We start from the raw sequence: 14,979 nt of genomic DNA on the forward strand, positions 1-14,979 counted from the left end.
CCCCGGGGGCGCCGCCGCCCGGGGCGCGGGGGGCGCGGGGGGGGGGCGGGGCGTGGGGGGGGGCCCCGGGGGGGGGGCCCGCCCACGACCTTCCCGGAGACGACCCGGTGACCCCCGACGTGGACGCCGCCATGGGGCGCGCGCTCGAGCTCGCCGCCGCCGCGGTGGAGTGGGGCGACACGCCGATCGGCGCCGTCGTCCTCGGCCCGGACGGCGCCGTCCTCGCCGAGGCGGCCAACGAGCGGGAGAAGCGCGGCGACCCCACCGCGCACGCCGAGGTGCTCGCCCTCCGCGCGGCCGCGCAGGCGCACGGCGACGGCTGGCGGCTGACCGGGACGACCCTCGTCGTCACCCTCGAGCCCTGCACCATGTGCGCCGGCGCCAGCGTGCTGGCCCGGGTGGACCGGGTCGTCTACGGCGCCGACGACCCGAAGGCCGGCGCGGTCGGGTCGCTGTGGGACGTCGTCCGCGACCGCCGGCTCAACCACCGCCCGCAGGTCACCGGCGGTGTCCGTGCCGAGGAGTCCGCCGCGCTGCTACGCGCGTTCTTCCGCCGGAAACGGGACCTGTAGTCTCTTCGGCGGTGGCGTGTCCGAGCGGCCGAAGGAGCACGCCTCGAAAGCGTGTGAGGTGCAAGCCTCCGTGGGTTCAAATCCCACCGCCACCGCCCAGTGCGAAGCCGCCTCCGGGATCCGGAGGCGGCTTCGTCGTTCCCGGGCCCTCAACCGACGGTGTCGACGTACCGGTCGAGGTCGACCAGCCACCCGCCGTCGTCGGCCGGCACCAGCCGGACCTCGTGCCGCTCGACCTCCTCGCGCCCGTCGGTGCGGGTGAAGCGCACCTCGGTGGTCGCCGTGACCGTGCCGTCGTCCCCGGGCTCGGCGGCGCGCACGTCCTCGAGCTCCACCTCCGACCACGGCGCCCAGAAGTCCTCGTAGTAGGCGCGGTCGGCCGCGGCGCGCAGCGTCGGCCCGGTCATGGCGTACGCCGCCTCCGGGTCGTCGGGGAGGTGGCCGTAGTACTCGTCCAGGGTCTCCTCGACGACCGCGGTCGCGTCCTCGTCCACCGGCGCGCCGTCCTCCGCGGGGCCGGCCGTGTCCGGTGCCGCGGCACCGTCCCCACCGGCCGGGGAGGACGACGCCGGAGCGGGCTGCGCGCCGGTCCCGCCGGGGTCGTTGCGCGTGGTGAGCCAGAGGGTGGCGCCCCCGGCGAGCAGGACGGCGACCAGCAGGACGGCGACCAGCGGGGCTCTCCGCCGGCGCGCCGGGCTGTGGTACGACGGCGGCGCGGCGGGCGGCGGAGCGGCGGGCGGTGGAGCCGGTGGCGGCTGCGGGTGCCGGGCGGGCGCGGACGTCGGCGCACGGCGTGGAGGTGGCGGCCGGCGAGGTGTGGCCGCGGCGGCTGCCGGAGGGAGTTCGGCGGTCCGGGCCCGGTTGGTGGACGAGCGCAGCTTCGTGCGGGCCAGCAGGACGGTCGTCGGGTCGCCGTCCGGCCCGACGGCGAGCTGGGCGAGCTCGTCACGCACCTGCTCCATCGTCGGGCGCTGCGCCGGGTCGGTCGCGAGCATCCGCAGGAGCGGCCCGGTCATCCAACCGGCCCGCCGCGGGGACTCCGGCCGGCCGGCCGCGACGCGGTGCAGCAGCCGCAGGGCGTTGTCGTCCATCCCGAACGGGGGCTGGCCCTCCAGGCAGGTGAAGAGCGTCGCGCCGAGGGAGAAGACGTCCGAGGCCGGCGTCATCTCCGCACCCTGCGCGACCTCGGGGGCGAGGAACGCCGGCGTGCCGGTGATCTGACCGGTCTGGGTCAGCGTGACGTCGCCGCGGGCGTGCGAGATGCCGAAGTCGGTGATCTTCACCAGGCCGTCGACGTCCGGGCCCGAGCCGATGAGGACGTTGGCCGGCTTCACGTCGCGGTGGACGACCCCGGCCGCGTGCGTGGCGGCCAGCGCGTCGGCGATCTGGGCACCGATCTGGGCGACCACGTCCACCGGCAGGACGCCGTCCTCGTGCAGCACCTCCGCGAGGCTGCGCGAGGGCAGGTACTCCATGACCAGCCACGGCGACCCGTCCACCTCCGCGACGTCGAAGACACGGATGGCGTGGGGGTGGGTCAGCCGGGCGGCGATGCGGCCCTCGCGCAGCGCGCGCTGGTGCTGTTGCTCCACCGCGGCGTCGTCGGCCCCGCTGGGTGGCAGGACCTGCTTGAGCGCGACGTGCCGCCCGAGCCGGTCGTCGTGGGCCAGCCAGACCGCGCCCATGCCGCCGCCGCCGATCCGTGACACCAGGCGGTAGCGGCCGGCGACGAGGTCGTCGGGTGCGGTCATCTCCGGTCCCCGTCCCGCGGGGTGGCTGGCGCCGGTCAGACCCCGGAGGGGACGCCGTAGCGCCGGGCGTACTCCTCCTGGGCGCCCGCGGGCAGTGCGTCGTACAGCTCCCCGAGCTCGCGGGCGGCGTCGGGGGAGAGGTCGTCGAACAACCGCTCCCAGGTGGGTGGCTCGTCGTAGCTGCGGGTGAGCAGTAGCTCCCAGGCGCGGGTCTGCCGGTCCCGCTTGCTCCGCTCGGCGGCGAACTCCGACAGGTAGCGGTCCTTGGCGGTGTCCTTCTCGGCCTTGGTGGCCGACGGCGGCAGCCCCGAGGGGTCGGCGCCCTTGAGCACCGCGACGATGGCGTCCACGACCTCGGGCCGGGGCTGGTCGGGCTCGGTCATGGGTGGTGCCTCCTCGTGGTGCTGCGTGCCGGGGGAGCGGCTGGTTCCGACCAGCCTTCCCTACCCTGCCGACGGGAAACACCCCCGCCCGTCCCGCGCCGCTCGGGTGCCGCGGCGCACCTCCTCCCGGCCGCCCGGTATCCTGGGGCGCGCAGTTGGAGGATTCGCCTAGTGGCCTATGGCGCTCGCTTGGAAAGCGGGTTGGGGGCAACCCCTCGGGAGTTCGAATCTCCCATCCTCCGCCACCGGGAAGGCCTGCCTGCAGGGTGCCGCCGCGAGCTCGCGAGCGGTGGGGGCAGGCAGGTCCTGATCTCAGGCCGGCTCGGGGACGACGTCCGGCCGGGTGCGGACCCCGAGCCGTCGCAGGTAGAGGCCCGCGACCGCGCCGAGGACCAGCACGCCGCCGGCGAGCGCGCCGAGCGGCAGCCGTTCGCCCAGGAACGCGGTGGCCAGCACCGTCGCGGTGACCGGCTCGAGCAGGGTGACGATCGCCGCGACCGCCCCGGGCACGGTCCGCAGCCCGCGGAAGAACAGCGCGTAGGCCGCCGCGCTCGGTACCGCGCCCAGGTAGATCAGCGTGGCCAGGGCCACCGGCTCCGCCGTGAGGTGCAGTCCCCCGGCCAGCGCCACCGGCGTGAGCAGCAGCGCCCCGCCGACGAACCCGGCCAGGGTCACCGGGACGCCGGCCGGCAGGCCCCCGCTGGCGAGGGTGACCACCGCGTAGCCCAGCGCCGACCCGACTGCCAGCAGGGCGCCCAGCAGCACCGCCGTCCCGGTCGAGGCCCCGGCGGTCAGGCCGACCAGCAGGCCCAGCCCGGTCAGCGCGGCGGTCAGCGCGAGCATCGTGGCGCGGTCGGGCCGGCCGTGGCCGAGCAGCGCCGCGCCGACGGTGATGAGCAGCGGGGCCAGGCCGAGCGCGACCAGCGTGGCGATGCTCACCCCCGCCGACGCGACGGCGGCGAAGTAGGCCAGCTGGTAGGCGGCCAGCCCCGCCGCGACCAGCGCCAGCCGCAGGGCGACCGGCCCGGTCAGCGGGACGGCGACCGGGCGACGCCGGCGGGTGAGCAGGTGGGCGACGAGCAGGACGGCGGCGCCGACGGCCATGCGGTGCCAGGCGATGTCCAGCGGGCCGAGGTCGGTGCGGTCGGCGACGATGCGGCCGCTGACGCCCGAGGTGCCCCAGCAGAGGGCGGCGGCCACGACGAGGGGGAAACCGCGCGCGGCGGACGCGCGGGGAGTGGGGGTGGGCATGACGCTCCTGGTCGGATCCGGATCGGGGAGTCGGTCCGGAGCACGGCGCAGGGGCCGGGCGCGGTCGCGCCGGGCGGTCAGCAGCCCGCGGTGCTCCGGGTCAGGAGCGCGGCGGGGGCAGGACGAGCGTCTGCGGCATGGCTGGGAGCGTAGCGAGGGCACCCACGATCGGCCGACCGGTTTCCTCTACAGTGGAGGCCGACCCCCCGCGTGGCGTCATCCTGTGAACCTCCCCAGGGCCGGAAGGCAGCAAGGATAAGCAGGCTCTGGCGGGTGCGCGGGGGGTCCTCGCGTTCCCGGGGCCGGGCGTGACGCAGGGCGCGGCGGAGGTCCACGGTGTCGTCCGACCTGCCACGTAACCTCGTCGCGTGGCTCTGGCGCTCTACCGGAAGTACCGCCCGGCGACCTTCGCCGAGGTGGTCGGCCAGGAGCACGTGACGGCCCCGCTCGTCAACGCCGTCGACGGCGGGCGGATCAACCACGCGTACCTCTTCAGCGGGCCGCGCGGGTGCGGCAAGACCTCCTCGGCGCGGATCCTCGCCCGCTCGCTGAACTGCGAGCAGGGGCCGACGTCCACGCCGTGCGGGGTGTGCGCCTCGTGCGTGGCCCTGGCGCCGGACGGGCCGGGCTCGCTGGACGTCATCGAGATCGACGCGGCCAGCCACGGCGGTGTGGACGACGCCCGCGACCTCCGCGAGCGCGCCTTCTTCGCCCCGGTCAGCAGCCGCTACAAGGTCTACATCGTCGACGAGGCGCACATGGTGACCACGCAGGGCTTCAACGCCCTGCTCAAGGTCGTCGAGGAGCCGCCGGAGTTCCTCGTCTTCGTCTTCGCGACCACCGAGCCGGACAAGGTGCTGCCCACCATCCGCTCGCGCACCCACCACTACCCGTTCCGGCTGGTGCCGCCGACGACGCTGCGCGGCTTGCTGGAGCGGACCTGCGCCGCCGAGGGCGTCCAGGTCGAGGCAACGGTGTTCCCGCTGGTGGTGCGGGCCGGCGGCGGCTCGGTCCGCGACTCGCTGTCCATCCTCGACCAGCTGCTGGCCGGCGCCGGGTCGGAGGGGGTCACCTACAAGAGCGCGGTCGGCCTGCTCGGGGTCACCGACGACGCGCTGCTCGACGAGACGATCGACGCGCTGGCCGCCCACGACGCGCCCGCCGTGTTCCGCGCCGTCGACCGGGTGGTCGAGGCCGGGCACGACCCCCGCCGGTTCGCCACCGACCTGCTCGACCGGCTGCGCGACCTGATCGTGCTCGATGCCGTCCCGGACGCCGGGGGCAACGGCCTGCTCGACTGCCCGCCCGACCGGCTGGACCTGATGAGCTCGCAGGCGCAGGCCCTGGGCGCGGCGACCCTGTCGCGGATGGCCGACACCGTGCACGAGGGCCTGACCGAGATGCGCGGGACGACGGCGCCGCGGCTGCTGCTCGAGCTGGTGTGCGCCCGGATGCTGCTGCCCGGCACCGACGACTCAGCGGCGGCCACCCTCCAGCGGCTGGAGCGCCTCGAGCGGCGGCTGTCGATCGCCGGCGAGCACGCCGGGCGGCCGGTCGCCGACGCGCCGGTGCGCGAGGCCCGTCGGGAACCGGCGGAACCCGCTCCCGTGGCGCCCGAGCAGCCGGCCGGTCCCCGCCGGGAGTTCGTGCGCAGGTCCCAGGCGGCCGCACCCGCTCCGGCCGCTCCGGCGCCGGCCGCCGCTCGACCCCCGGCGCCGGCCGCCGCCGCAGGCCCGGACACCGCCGCTCCTGCGCCCGCCGCTCCGGCGCCGACCACTCCCGCACCCGCCGCCGTCCCGGAGCCGCCCCGCGCCGAGCCGGCCCGGACACCGGCTGCCGACGACTGGCCCGCGACCACCCCGCCCGGGTCCGGCGCGCCGTCCTCCCGCCCGGCTCCGGCCACCGACGACTGGCCGGCGACCACCCCGCCCGGGTGCGGCGCGCCGTCCCGTCCGGCGCCCGCGACCCCGCCGGCGCCCGCCGCGCAGCCGGCGCCCGCGGGGGAGCCCCGCCGGCCGCGGGTCGCCGCGGGCGACCCCGACATCCCGCTGCCCCCGGAGCCGACCGACGACGAGGACGGGTGGGCCGGCCCGGCCCGTCCCGCGGCGCCCGCCGCGGTGGTGCCCACCGAGCAGCCGCGCCCGGCCGCGCCCGCGGCGCCCCGGGCTGCCGCCAGCTCCTCGCCCGCGCCGCGCGGGGCCGAGCCGACGCCGGTGGTCTCGGCCGACCCGGCCCCGGCCTCGGCCGCCGGTGACGGCGAGCTGACCACCAGCGACGTCCGCCGGGTGTGGCCGGAGCTGCTCAAGGTGGTGCGCGGCCACAAGCGCACCACCGAGGCCCTGCTCAAGAGCGCGCAGGTGCAGGACCTCGCCGGCGGCGTGCTGACCCTGGCGGCGACCTCGCCGGCGCTGGCCAAGATGCTGGGCGACGACCTCAACAAGGACGTCGTCCGGCAGGCGCTGCAGGAGCTGCTCGGGGTGCGCTGGAAGGTGCAGGTCGTCGTCGAGGGAGCGGTCCGCAGCGCCGGGCCGGCGGCCTCGCCGGAGGTGGCTCGTGAGGCGGCGCGCGCCGCGGAGGCCGCCGAGGCCCGCGAGCTGATGGCCGAGCGGGCGGCCGAGGGCTCCGGCGACCGGGAGCCCGCGCCGGCGGTCGACCCCGAGCAGGCGGCCCTGGCCCTGCTGCGCGCCCAGCTCGGCGCGCGCCCCATCGACTGAGGACCCCCCCCCGCCCCCGCCGACCCCCAGATCGGCGGCGGGGGTGGGGCTCCACCCTCAGCTCCGGGCGAGGACCTCGTCGAGGCGCTCGTAGCCCTCGACGACGCCGACCTCCATGCCGCTGGCCACGAACGCGTCGCGGTCGGCGAAGGAGTCGACCAGCGAGGTCGTGGTCAGCCGGGTGCGGCCGTCGCCGAGGTCCTCGAGGACCAGCTTCTCCAGCGCCACGCCGTCCGGCATGCCCTCGAAGGTGAACGTCTGCACGATCAGCTCGTCCGGCCGCACCTCGTGGAAGCTGCCGTGGAAGGCGTACTCCTCGCCGTCCTGCCGGTGCACGTAGCGCCAGGAGCCGCCGGTGCGGCAGTCGTAGTGGTCGATCGACATCTCCAGGCCGCGCGGACCGAGCCACTGCACCAGCAGGTCGGGGTCGGTGTGCGCGCGGAACACCTTGGCCGGCGGGGCGTCGAACTCCCGGGTGATCCGGACCAGGGGCACCTCGGGGTCGAGGGCGATCTGGGTCTCGTGCGTGGTGGTGGTCATGACGGGGTTCCTCCCTCGGGTGGTGCAGTGCGGGTGGTGGGCGACGACGGCTCGTCGGGCATGTTCCGGAGGACGTCGTCCAGACGGCGGTAGCGCTCCTCGGCCTGGCGCCGGTAGCGCTCGAGCCACTTCGTCATGAGGTCGAAGACCTCGGCTTCCAGGTGGACCGGGCGGCGCTGGGCGTCCCTGCTGCGGCTGACCAGGCCGGCGTCCTCCAGCACCCGCAGGTGCTTGGAGACCGCCTGCACGCTCACGTCGTAGGGCTCGGCGAGCTCACCGACGGTCGCGTCGGCCACCGCGAGACGGGCGACCATGTCGCGCCGGGTGGGGTCGGCCAGGGCCGCGAAGACTCGGGAGAGCGGATCGGCGGCCACGTCGGTTCCTCCTCTCTTCGTCAACCGTTCGGTTGACGAAGAGAGTGGCCCGGTCCGCCCGCGTTGTCAACCTCTTGGTTGAGGAAGGTGGTCGGCCCGTCGTCCCGGCGGGTGTCGTACCCGCGGCCTACGCTCGGGTCATGTTCCCCGGAGGCCAGCCCGACATGGCACGCCTGCTCGAGCAGGCGCAGCAGATGCAGCAGCAGTTGGCTGCCGCGCAGGAGCAACTGGCCCAGGAGACGGTGACCGGCTCGGCCGGTGGCGGCCTGGTCACCGCGACCATGACCGGCCAGGGTGAGCTCAGCGCGGTCACCATCGCCCCCGAGGCGGTCGACCCCGACGACATCGAGACCCTGCAGGACCTCGTCGTCGCCGCCGTCCGCGACGCCTCGCGCCAGGCCAACGAACTCACCGCCAGCCGCATGGGTCCGCTCGCCGGCGGCCTGGGCGGCGGCCTGGGGCTGCCCGGCCTCTGAGCCGCGCCGCCCTGACCCGACGAGAGGAACACCGTGTACGAGGGGGCCGTCCAGGACCTCATCGACGAGCTCGGCCGGCTGCCCGGCGTCGGGCCCAAGAGCGCGCAGCGCATCGCGTTCCACCTGCTGGCCGCCGAGTCCGCCGACGTCGGCCGGCTGGTGGCCGCGCTGCAGCGGGTGCAGGCGGAGGTCCGCTTCTGCGTGACCTGCTACAACGTCGCCGAGGGCGAGCAGTGCCGCATCTGCCGCGACCCGCGGCGCAGTGACGACGTCATCTGCGTGGTCGAGGAGCCCAAGGACGTCGTCGCGATCGAGCGCACCCGCGAGTTCCGTGGGCGTTACCACGTGCTCGGCGGCGCGATCAGCCCGATCGAGGGGGTCGGCCCCGACGACCTGCGGGTCAAGGAGCTGATGACGCGGCTGATGAACGGCACGGTGACCGAGCTGATCATCGCCACCGACCCCAACCTCGAGGGCGAGGCGACCGCCGCCTACCTGGCGCGGCTGGTCGCCCCGATGGGACTGGCGGTCTCCCGGCTGGCCAGCGGCCTGCCCGTGGGTGGGGACCTGGAGTACGCCGACGAGGTCACGCTGGGCCGGGCGTTCGAAGGCCGCCGCCGCATCGACGCCTGAGCCTCCTCGGAGCGGTCGCAGTCACGAGCGGATAACAGTGCCGGCCGGGCCTTCGGGCTGGGCGGGCGCTGTGCTACGCATGAGTAACCAACACCCGTACCCCGCTGTGACCTGGAACATCTCCGGCGTCCGCGAGGGTTCCCAGGAAGAACGAAGGTAGGCGGATGAGTTCCGTTCTGACCGGCCGGCGGCGTGTGCGCGCCGCCACGGCAGGCCTCGCGGTGACCGCGCTGGCCCTGACGGCGTGCGGCGGCGGTGACGGCGACGGCGGCGGCTCCAGCGGCGGTGGCGGCGAGGCGCTGACGATCGGCACCAGCGACAAGATCACCACGATCGACCCCGCGGGTTCGTACGACAACGGCTCCTTCGCCGTCATGAACCAGGTGTTCCCGTTCCTCATGAACACCAACTACGGCAGCCCGGACGTCGAGCCCGACATCGCCGAGTCCGCCGACTTCACCTCGCCCACGCAGTACACGGTGACCCTCAAGCCCGGTCTGAAGTGGGCCAACGGCAACGACCTCACCTCGTCGGACGTGAAGTTCACCTTCGACCGGATGGTCGCCATCAACGACCCGAACGGCCCGGCCGCGCTGCTGGCCAACCTCGCCGGCGTCGACGCCCCCGACGACACGACGGTCGTGTTCAACCTGAAGAACGGCAACGACCAGACGTTCCCGCAGATCCTGTCGAGCCCGGCCGGCCCGATCGTCGACGAGGACGTCTTCTCGGCGACCGCGCTGACCCCGGACCAGGAGATCGTCGACGGCAACGCCTTCGCGGGCCCGTATGTGATCACCAACTACGACCAGAACAACCTGATCTCCTACGAGGCCAACCCCGAGTACCAGGGCCTCCTCGGGGCGCCGAAGACCTCGCAGGTCAACGTCAAGTACTACGCCGACTCCTCGAACCTGAAGCTGGACATCGAGGAGGGCAACATCGACGTCGCCTTCCGCAGCCTGTCGGCGACCGACATCGACGACCTGCGCGGCAACGACGAGGTCGAGGTCGTCGACGGCCCCGGTGGCGAGATCCGCTACATCGTCTTCAACTTCAACACCCAGCCCTTCGGCGCCACCCAGCCCGACGCCGACCCGGCCAAGGCGCTCGCCGTCCGCCAGGCGGTGGCCCACCTGCTCGACCGGCAGGAGATCGCCGACCAGGTCTACAAGGGCACCTACACCCCGCTGTACTCCTTCGTCCCCGAGGGCCTGACCGGCGCCACCACGCCGCTGAAGGACCTCTACGGCGACGGCAACGGCGCGGCCGACCCCGACAAGGCCGCCCAGGTGCTGCAGGCCGCCGGCGTGCAGACCCCCGTGCAGCTGTCCCTGCAGTACTCCAACGACCACTACGGCCCGTCCTCGGGTGACGAGTACGCGCTGATCAAGGACCAGCTGGAGTCCACCGGCCTGTTCCAGGTCGACCTGCAGACCACCGAGTGGGTGCAGTACTCCGAGGACCGCGTGGCCGACGTCTACCCGGCGTACCAGCTCGGCTGGTTCCCGGACTACTCCGACGCCGACAACTACCTCACGCCGTTCTTCCTCACGGAGAACTTCCTGGGCAACCACTACGAGAACCAGCAGGTCAACGACCTGATCCTGCAGCAGGTGACGACGCCGGACCCGGCGCAGCGCACCGGCCTCATCGAGCAGATCCAGCAGCTCGAGGCGCAGGACCTCTCGACGGTGCCCTACCTGCAGGGTGCCCAGGTGGCCGTCGTCCGTACCGGTGTGGCCGGCGCGGCGGACACGCTCGACGCGTCCTTCAAGTTCCGCTACGGGGCCCTGAGCAAGGGCTGATCCGACCAGAGGGACACTGGCGACACCGGCCCCGGGTGACCCCGCCACACGGCGCGGTCGCCCGGGGCCTCCCGTGTGCGGGGGAGCCGCACCGACGGAAGTGACATCCATGACCACAGCAGCGACGGAGCTGGCGGCCGGCGACCCGGTCCGGGAGGACGCGCCCGCGGAGCGACGACGCCGACGCGGCGGAGGCGGCCTGGGCAGCTACCTGCTGGTCCGCTTCCTGCTGATCTTCCCCACCGTCTTCATCCTGGTGACGACGGTCTTCTTCCTCATGCGGTCCACCGGTGACCCGATCACCGCGGCCCTCGGCGGCCGGCTCACCGCCGCCGAGCTCGCCCAGCGCGTGCACGAGGCCGGTTACGACCGCCCCCTCCTGGTCCAGTACCTGGAGTACCTGGGCAACGTCTTCACCGGCGACTTCGGGACGACGCTGTCCGACCGGCGCCCCGTCGTCGAGGTGCTCACCACCTTCGGGACGGCGACCCTCGAGCTGGCCTGCTACGCGCTGCTCGTCGCCTTCGTGGTCGGCATCCCGTTCGGCCGGCTGGCCGCCTACTCCCGGGACAGGTGGCCCGACGCCGTCCTGCGGGTCTTCGCGATCCTCTGCTACGCCACGCCGGTCTTCTTCGCCGGCCTGGTCCTCAAGCTGGTCTTCGCCAGCGGCCTGGGCTGGCTGCCCGTCGCCGGCCGGGCCTCGACCGGCGCGGAGATCCAGCTGCAGTTCCTCGACGACCCGACCGGGATCTACCTGATCGACGCGATCCGGACCGGCGACCCCGACGTGGTGCTCGACGTGCTCGAGCACGCGGTGCTGCCCGCCATCGCGCTCGGCCTGCTGACCGCCGGGGTGTTCCTCCGGCTGGTGCGCACCAACGTGATCGGCACGTTCGGCTCCGGCTACGTCGAGGCGGCCCGCTCCCGCGGCGTGGCCGAGCGGCGGCTGCTGCGCAAGCACGCCTACCGGCCGGCGCTCATCCCGATCATCACCGTCATCGGCCTGCAGATCGCCCTCCTCCTCGGCGGCGCCGTGCTCACCGAGACCACCTTCGAGTGGAAGGGCCTGGGCTTCCAGCTCGCCGAGTACCTGCAGGCCCGCGACTTCGTGGCGGTGCAGGGCATCGTCGCGCTGCTCGCCGTGATCGTCGCCGTCACCAACTTCATCGTCGACGTGATCGCCGCGCTCATCGACCCCCGGGTGAGGTACTGATGGCCACCGCCGTCGCTCCCGTCGAGGAGACCCCCGGCACCGACCCCGCCCGCCGCGGCTGGCGCCGGCTGCCGGTCGTCCACCAGCTGCGGCAGAGCGTCGGGCTGCAGCGCGGCATGCTCGTCGCCGGGCTGGTCCTCATGGGCGTGTTCCTGCTGACCGCGGTGTTCGCGCCGCTGCTCGCGCCGTACGGCTACAACCAGCTGCGCGACGCCGACGGCGCGTTCGGTGCGCAGCAGCCGCCGTCCGCCGAGCACTGGCTGGGCACCACCGTCGGCGGCTACGACGTCCTCTCCCGCGTCGTCTACGGGTCGCGGACCGCGCTGATGGTGATCGTCGTCGCGATCGTGCTCTCGCTGTTCGCCGGCGTGCTGCTGGGCCTGGTCTCCGGCTACTTCGGCGGCTGGCTGGACCGCGTGCTGGTCGTCGTCTGCGACGCCATCTACGCGTTCCCGTCGCTGCTGCTGGCGATCATCATGGCCATCGTCATCAGCGGCGGTCAGTCCAGCCTGCTCGGCGGCATCCTGGCCGCGGCGATCTCGATCACGGTGGTGTTCATCCCGCAGTACTTCCGGGTGGTGCGCGCCGAGACGGTGCGGATCAAGGGCGAGGCCTTCGTCGAGTCCGCCCGGGTGGTCGGCGCCGGCCACTGGCGGATCATGACCCGGCACGTGCTGCGCAACGCCACCCGCACGCTGCCGCTGATCCTCACGCTCAACGCCTCCGAGGCGATCCTGACCCTCGCCGGTCTGGGCTTCCTGGGCTTCGGCATCGAGCCCACCGCCGCGGCGGAGTGGGGCTTCGACCTGAACAAGTCGCTGTCCGACGTGACCAGCGGCATCTGGTGGACGTCGATCTTCCCCGGCCTGGGGATCGTGCTCGTCGTCCTCGGCCTGACGCTGGTCGGCGAGAGCCTCAACGACCTGGCCGACCCGCGGCTGCGCAGCCGGCGGGCGGTCGAGGCCGGCGACGCGGCCGAGACCCCGGTCGTGCCCGGCGGTCCGCTGGGCGCCGGGCCCGCCGGCCTGTCCGGGCTCGAGACGATGGGAGGGAACCCGCTGTGACCAGCGTCCGCGAGGACGTCGTCGGCATCGAGAACCTGTCGGTCTCCTTCGCCACCGACGCCGGCCCGATCACCGCCGTCCACGACGTCAGCCTGTCGGTGGCCGCCGGTGAGGTGCTGGCCGTCGTCGGCGAGAGCGGGAGCGGCAAGACCGTGACCGCGCGCAGCATCCTGGGCCTGCTGCCCGAGACCGCGCGGACCCGCGGGGCGGTCCTGCTGCGCAGCAAGGACGGCGCCGAGCAGCGCGACGTCGTCACGCTGTCGCCCCGGCAGCTGGGCGACGTGCGAGGACGGGACGCCGCGATGGTGTTCCAGGAGCCCTCGACCGCGCTCAACCCGGTGTACCCGGTGGGCTGGCAGATCGCCGAGGGGCTGCGGGCGCACGCACGCTACAGCCGCAAGGAGGCCCGCCAGAAGGCGATCGAGGTGCTCCGGCGGGTCGGCATCCCCGACCCCGAGGAGCGGGTGGACCACTACCCGCACCAGTTCTCCGGCGGCCAGAAGCAGCGCATCGTCATCGCCCAGGCGCTCGTGCTCGACCCGGGCGTGATCATCGCCGACGAGCCGACGACCGCCCTGGACGTGACCGTGCAGGCGGAGATCCTCGACCTGCTGCGCCGCTGCCGCGACGAGTTCGGTGCCGCGATCGTGCTGATCACGCACAACATGGGCGTCGTCGCCGACCTGGCCGACCGGGTCGCGGTCATGTACCAGGGCCGGATCGTCGAGCAGGCCGACGTCCGCACGCTGTTCACCGCGCCCCGGGAGCCCTACACCCGGCAGCTGCTGGGCTCGGTGCCCCGCCTCGGGGAGGGCCGGGCGCGGGCCGAGGAGCGGGCGGCCGGACGGCCGGCCGGCTGGGCCGCCGCGACGCCGGTGGTGGAGGCCCGCGACCTGCGGATCGTCTACCCCGGGCGGCTGCGCAAGCCGGACTTCGTCGCGGTGGACGGCGTCAGCTTCGCCATCCGCCCCGGCGAGGTGCTCGGTCTGGTGGGGGAGAGCGGCAGCGGCAAGACGACGATCGGGCGGGCCATCGCCGGGCTCACCAAGGTCACCGACGGCTCGCTGCAGGTGCTGGGCACCGAGATGCGCGGCGTGAAGGAGAAGGCGTTCCGGCCGGTGCGCCGGCGGATCGGGTTCGTCTTCCAGGACCCCGCCTCCAGCTTCAACCCGCTGCTCACCATCGCCGAGGCGGTCGCCGAGCCGCTGGTGGTCAACGGCCGGGCCGTCGACCCGCGCGCCGCCCGCGGCCGGGTCGACGAGCTGCTGGAGGCGGTGCAGCTGCCGAAGAGCTTCGGCGACCGCTTCCCGCACGAGCTCTCCGGCGGGCAGCGGCAGCGGGCCAGCCTGGCCCGGGCGCTCGCCCTCGACCCCGAGCTGCTCATCGCCGACGAGCCGACCTCGGCGCTGGACGTCTCGGTGCAGGCGCGGGTGCTGGAGCTGTTCGCCGAGCTCCAGCGGGAGCTGGGCTTCGCCTGCCTGTTCATCAGCCACGACCTCGCCGTCGTGGACCTGCTCGCCGACCGGATCGCGGTGCTCTACCGCGGCCGGCTGGTCGAGGAGGGCACGGGCGCGGAGGTGCTCGGCGCGCCGCAGCACGCCTACACCCAGCGGCTGCTGGCCTCGCTGCCGGTGCCCGACCCCGAGGAGCAGGCCCGCCGCCGGGCGCTCTGGGAGCAGCTGGGCTGAGCGGACGAGCGGAGTGGGAGGGGCGCGTTCTCCGCGCCCTCCCACTCCGCTCACTCGACGACGACGTCCTCGCCGCGGCGCAGCGCCTTGCGCACGCGCAGCCGCAGCACGCGCCCGTAGGCCCGGACGAACTGCGTGTAGCCCGGCGTGGGCCCGTGGTAGCCGAGGAAGCCGCGCGGGCCGGCCACCATCTCCCCGGTGCGGACGTCGTAGCGGCTCTGGTGCCAGGGGCAGACCAGGCACCCGTCGGCGTCCAGGGACCCCTGGGACAGGTCGGCGAGCTGGTGCCGGCAGCGGCGCGACACGGCGAAGTAGTCCCCGCCGCGGTTGCCCACCGCCCAGTCGCCCACCCGGCGCACGGACCCCGGCGGTAGGTCGGCGGCGGGGATGCGGTCGGGCTCGGTGCTCATCGGTCCTCCACGGTCTCGGGGGACCTGCTGCTACCCCGTCGGGCGCCCCCGGACCCCTGCCGCGTCGATAGGGTCGCGGGGCTCTCGCTCCGTCGTCCCCAG

Annotated in this window: 14 protein-coding genes, 2 tRNA genes and 1 other RNA gene; 11 read left to right on the forward strand and 6 right to left on the reverse strand. The window is 74.5% G+C overall.

The annotated features are described in order from the left end of the window. Window positions 1-107 precede the first annotated feature (107 nt). Window positions 108-572, forward strand: a complete 465-nt coding sequence (locus ACI79D_RS21260) for a nucleoside deaminase (RefSeq protein ID WP_456920491.1) — start codon at window positions 108-110, stop codon at window positions 570-572. Window positions 573-582: 10 nt separating this feature from the next. Then, window positions 583-667: transfer RNA gene (locus ACI79D_RS21265), tRNA-Ser, on the forward strand. A 54-nt stretch (window positions 668-721) separates the two neighbouring features. Here ACI79D_RS21265 and ACI79D_RS21270 read toward each other — a convergent pair. Then, the gene (locus ACI79D_RS21270; protein ID WP_456920492.1) at window positions 722-2,323 is read right to left on the reverse strand and encodes a serine/threonine-protein kinase; all 1,602 of its coding nucleotides are present in this window, start codon (window positions 2,321-2,323) and stop codon (window positions 722-724) included. Window positions 2,324-2,358: 35 nt separating this feature from the next. Beyond that, window positions 2,359-2,706 (reverse strand): hypothetical protein, encoded by a 348-nt coding sequence (locus ACI79D_RS21275; protein ID WP_456920493.1) that lies wholly within the window; start codon window positions 2,704-2,706, stop codon window positions 2,359-2,361. A 157-nt stretch (window positions 2,707-2,863) separates the two neighbouring features. Here ACI79D_RS21275 and ACI79D_RS21280 point away from each other — a divergent pair. After that, window positions 2,864-2,951: transfer RNA gene (locus tag ACI79D_RS21280), tRNA-Ser, on the forward strand. Window positions 2,952-3,018: 67 nt separating this feature from the next. Here ACI79D_RS21280 and ACI79D_RS21285 read toward each other — a convergent pair. Further along, window positions 3,019-3,957 carry a DMT family transporter gene (locus tag ACI79D_RS21285; protein ID WP_456920494.1) on the reverse strand — a complete coding sequence of 313 codons (939 nt, stop codon included), beginning with the start codon at window positions 3,955-3,957 and terminating at the stop codon, window positions 3,019-3,021. A gap of 197 nt (window positions 3,958-4,154) precedes the next feature. On the opposite strand from ACI79D_RS21285, the gene ffs reads away from it, so the two are divergent. Both ffs and ACI79D_RS21295 read left to right on the forward strand, forming a co-directional pair. Continuing rightward, an RNA gene (gene ffs, locus ACI79D_RS21290) (signal recognition particle sRNA small type) lies at window positions 4,155-4,250 on the forward strand. A 75-nt stretch (window positions 4,251-4,325) separates the two neighbouring features. Beyond that, window positions 4,326-6,671, forward strand: a complete 2,346-nt coding sequence (locus ACI79D_RS21295) for a DNA polymerase III subunit gamma and tau (RefSeq protein WP_456920495.1) — start codon at window positions 4,326-4,328, stop codon at window positions 6,669-6,671. A 57-nt stretch (window positions 6,672-6,728) separates the two neighbouring features. On the opposite strand, the gene ACI79D_RS21300 is transcribed toward ACI79D_RS21295, so the two are convergent. Together ACI79D_RS21300 and ACI79D_RS21305 are read right to left on the reverse strand one after the other, a co-directional pair. Further along, window positions 6,729-7,211 carry an SRPBCC family protein gene (locus ACI79D_RS21300; RefSeq protein WP_456920496.1) on the reverse strand — a complete coding sequence of 161 codons (483 nt, stop codon included), beginning with the start codon at window positions 7,209-7,211 and terminating at the stop codon, window positions 6,729-6,731. Continuing rightward, window positions 7,208-7,585, reverse strand: coding sequence for a metalloregulator ArsR/SmtB family transcription factor (locus tag ACI79D_RS21305; protein WP_456920497.1), 378 nt, complete (start codon window positions 7,583-7,585; stop codon window positions 7,208-7,210). Before ACI79D_RS21305 ends, ACI79D_RS21300 begins: the two co-directional genes overlap by 4 nt. Window positions 7,586-7,725: 140 nt before the next feature. On the opposite strand from ACI79D_RS21305, the gene ACI79D_RS21310 reads away from it, so the two are divergent. The 6 genes from ACI79D_RS21310 to ACI79D_RS21335 all read left to right on the forward strand — a co-directional run bounded on the left by ACI79D_RS21310 (window position 7,726) and on the right by ACI79D_RS21335 (window position 14,467). Next, entirely contained in the window at window positions 7,726-8,061 is a 336-nt protein-coding gene (locus ACI79D_RS21310; protein WP_456920498.1) for a YbaB/EbfC family nucleoid-associated protein, read from the forward strand. A gap of 33 nt (window positions 8,062-8,094) precedes the next feature. After that, window positions 8,095-8,694 (forward strand): recombination mediator RecR, encoded by a 600-nt coding sequence (recR, locus tag ACI79D_RS21315; protein WP_456920499.1) that lies wholly within the window; start codon window positions 8,095-8,097, stop codon window positions 8,692-8,694. A 164-nt stretch (window positions 8,695-8,858) separates the two neighbouring features. Further along, window positions 8,859-10,502 carry an ABC transporter substrate-binding protein gene (locus tag ACI79D_RS21320; protein ID WP_456920500.1) on the forward strand — a complete coding sequence of 548 codons (1,644 nt, stop codon included), beginning with the start codon at window positions 8,859-8,861 and terminating at the stop codon, window positions 10,500-10,502. A 109-nt stretch (window positions 10,503-10,611) separates the two neighbouring features. After that, a complete protein-coding gene (locus tag ACI79D_RS21325) occupies window positions 10,612-11,715 on the forward strand; it encodes an ABC transporter permease (protein ID WP_456920501.1) in 1,104 nt (367 codons plus the stop codon). Then, the gene (locus tag ACI79D_RS21330) at window positions 11,715-12,779 is read left to right on the forward strand and encodes an ABC transporter permease (protein ID WP_456920502.1); all 1,065 of its coding nucleotides are present in this window, start codon (window positions 11,715-11,717) and stop codon (window positions 12,777-12,779) included. Before ACI79D_RS21325 ends, ACI79D_RS21330 begins: the two co-directional genes overlap by 1 nt. Next, on the forward strand, window positions 12,776-14,467 hold the full coding sequence (locus ACI79D_RS21335; RefSeq protein WP_456920503.1) for an ABC transporter ATP-binding protein: 1,692 nt from the start codon (window positions 12,776-12,778) through the stop codon (window positions 14,465-14,467). The genes ACI79D_RS21330 and ACI79D_RS21335 overlap by 4 nt, the downstream gene beginning before the upstream one ends. Before the next feature lie 50 nt (window positions 14,468-14,517). Here ACI79D_RS21335 and ACI79D_RS21340 read toward each other — a convergent pair whose 3' ends face one another. After that, window positions 14,518-14,877, reverse strand: a complete 360-nt coding sequence (locus ACI79D_RS21340; protein ID WP_456920505.1) for a Rieske (2Fe-2S) protein — start codon at window positions 14,875-14,877, stop codon at window positions 14,518-14,520. Window positions 14,878-14,979: the final 102 nt, after the last annotated feature.

The organism is Geodermatophilus sp. SYSU D00708 (assembly GCF_054050115.1).

Excerpts from the sequence above, each read along its gene's own strand:
- ACI79D_RS21325 (WP_456920501.1), top strand. The coding sequence starts at position 10,612 with ATGACCACAGCAGCGACGGAGCTGGCGGCCGGCGACCCGGTCCGGGAG.
- ACI79D_RS21330 (WP_456920502.1), top strand. The coding sequence starts at position 11,715 with ATGGCCACCGCCGTCGCTCCCGTCGAGGAGACCCCCGGCACCGACCCC.
- ACI79D_RS21285 (WP_456920494.1), bottom strand. The coding sequence starts at position 3,957 with ATGCCCACCCCCACTCCCCGCGCGTCCGCCGCGCGCGGTTTCCCCCTC.
- ACI79D_RS21300 (WP_456920496.1), bottom strand. The coding sequence starts at position 7,211 with ATGACCACCACCACGCACGAGACCCAGATCGCCCTCGACCCCGAGGTG.
- ACI79D_RS21275 (WP_456920493.1), bottom strand. The coding sequence starts at position 2,706 with ATGACCGAGCCCGACCAGCCCCGGCCCGAGGTCGTGGACGCCATCGTC.
- ACI79D_RS21340 (WP_456920505.1), bottom strand. The coding sequence starts at position 14,877 with ATGAGCACCGAGCCCGACCGCATCCCCGCCGCCGACCTACCGCCGGGG.
- ACI79D_RS21270 (WP_456920492.1), bottom strand. The coding sequence starts at position 2,323 with ATGACCGCACCCGACGACCTCGTCGCCGGCCGCTACCGCCTGGTGTCA.
- ACI79D_RS21310 (WP_456920498.1), top strand. The coding sequence starts at position 7,726 with ATGTTCCCCGGAGGCCAGCCCGACATGGCACGCCTGCTCGAGCAGGCG.
- ACI79D_RS21320 (WP_456920500.1), top strand. The coding sequence starts at position 8,859 with ATGAGTTCCGTTCTGACCGGCCGGCGGCGTGTGCGCGCCGCCACGGCA.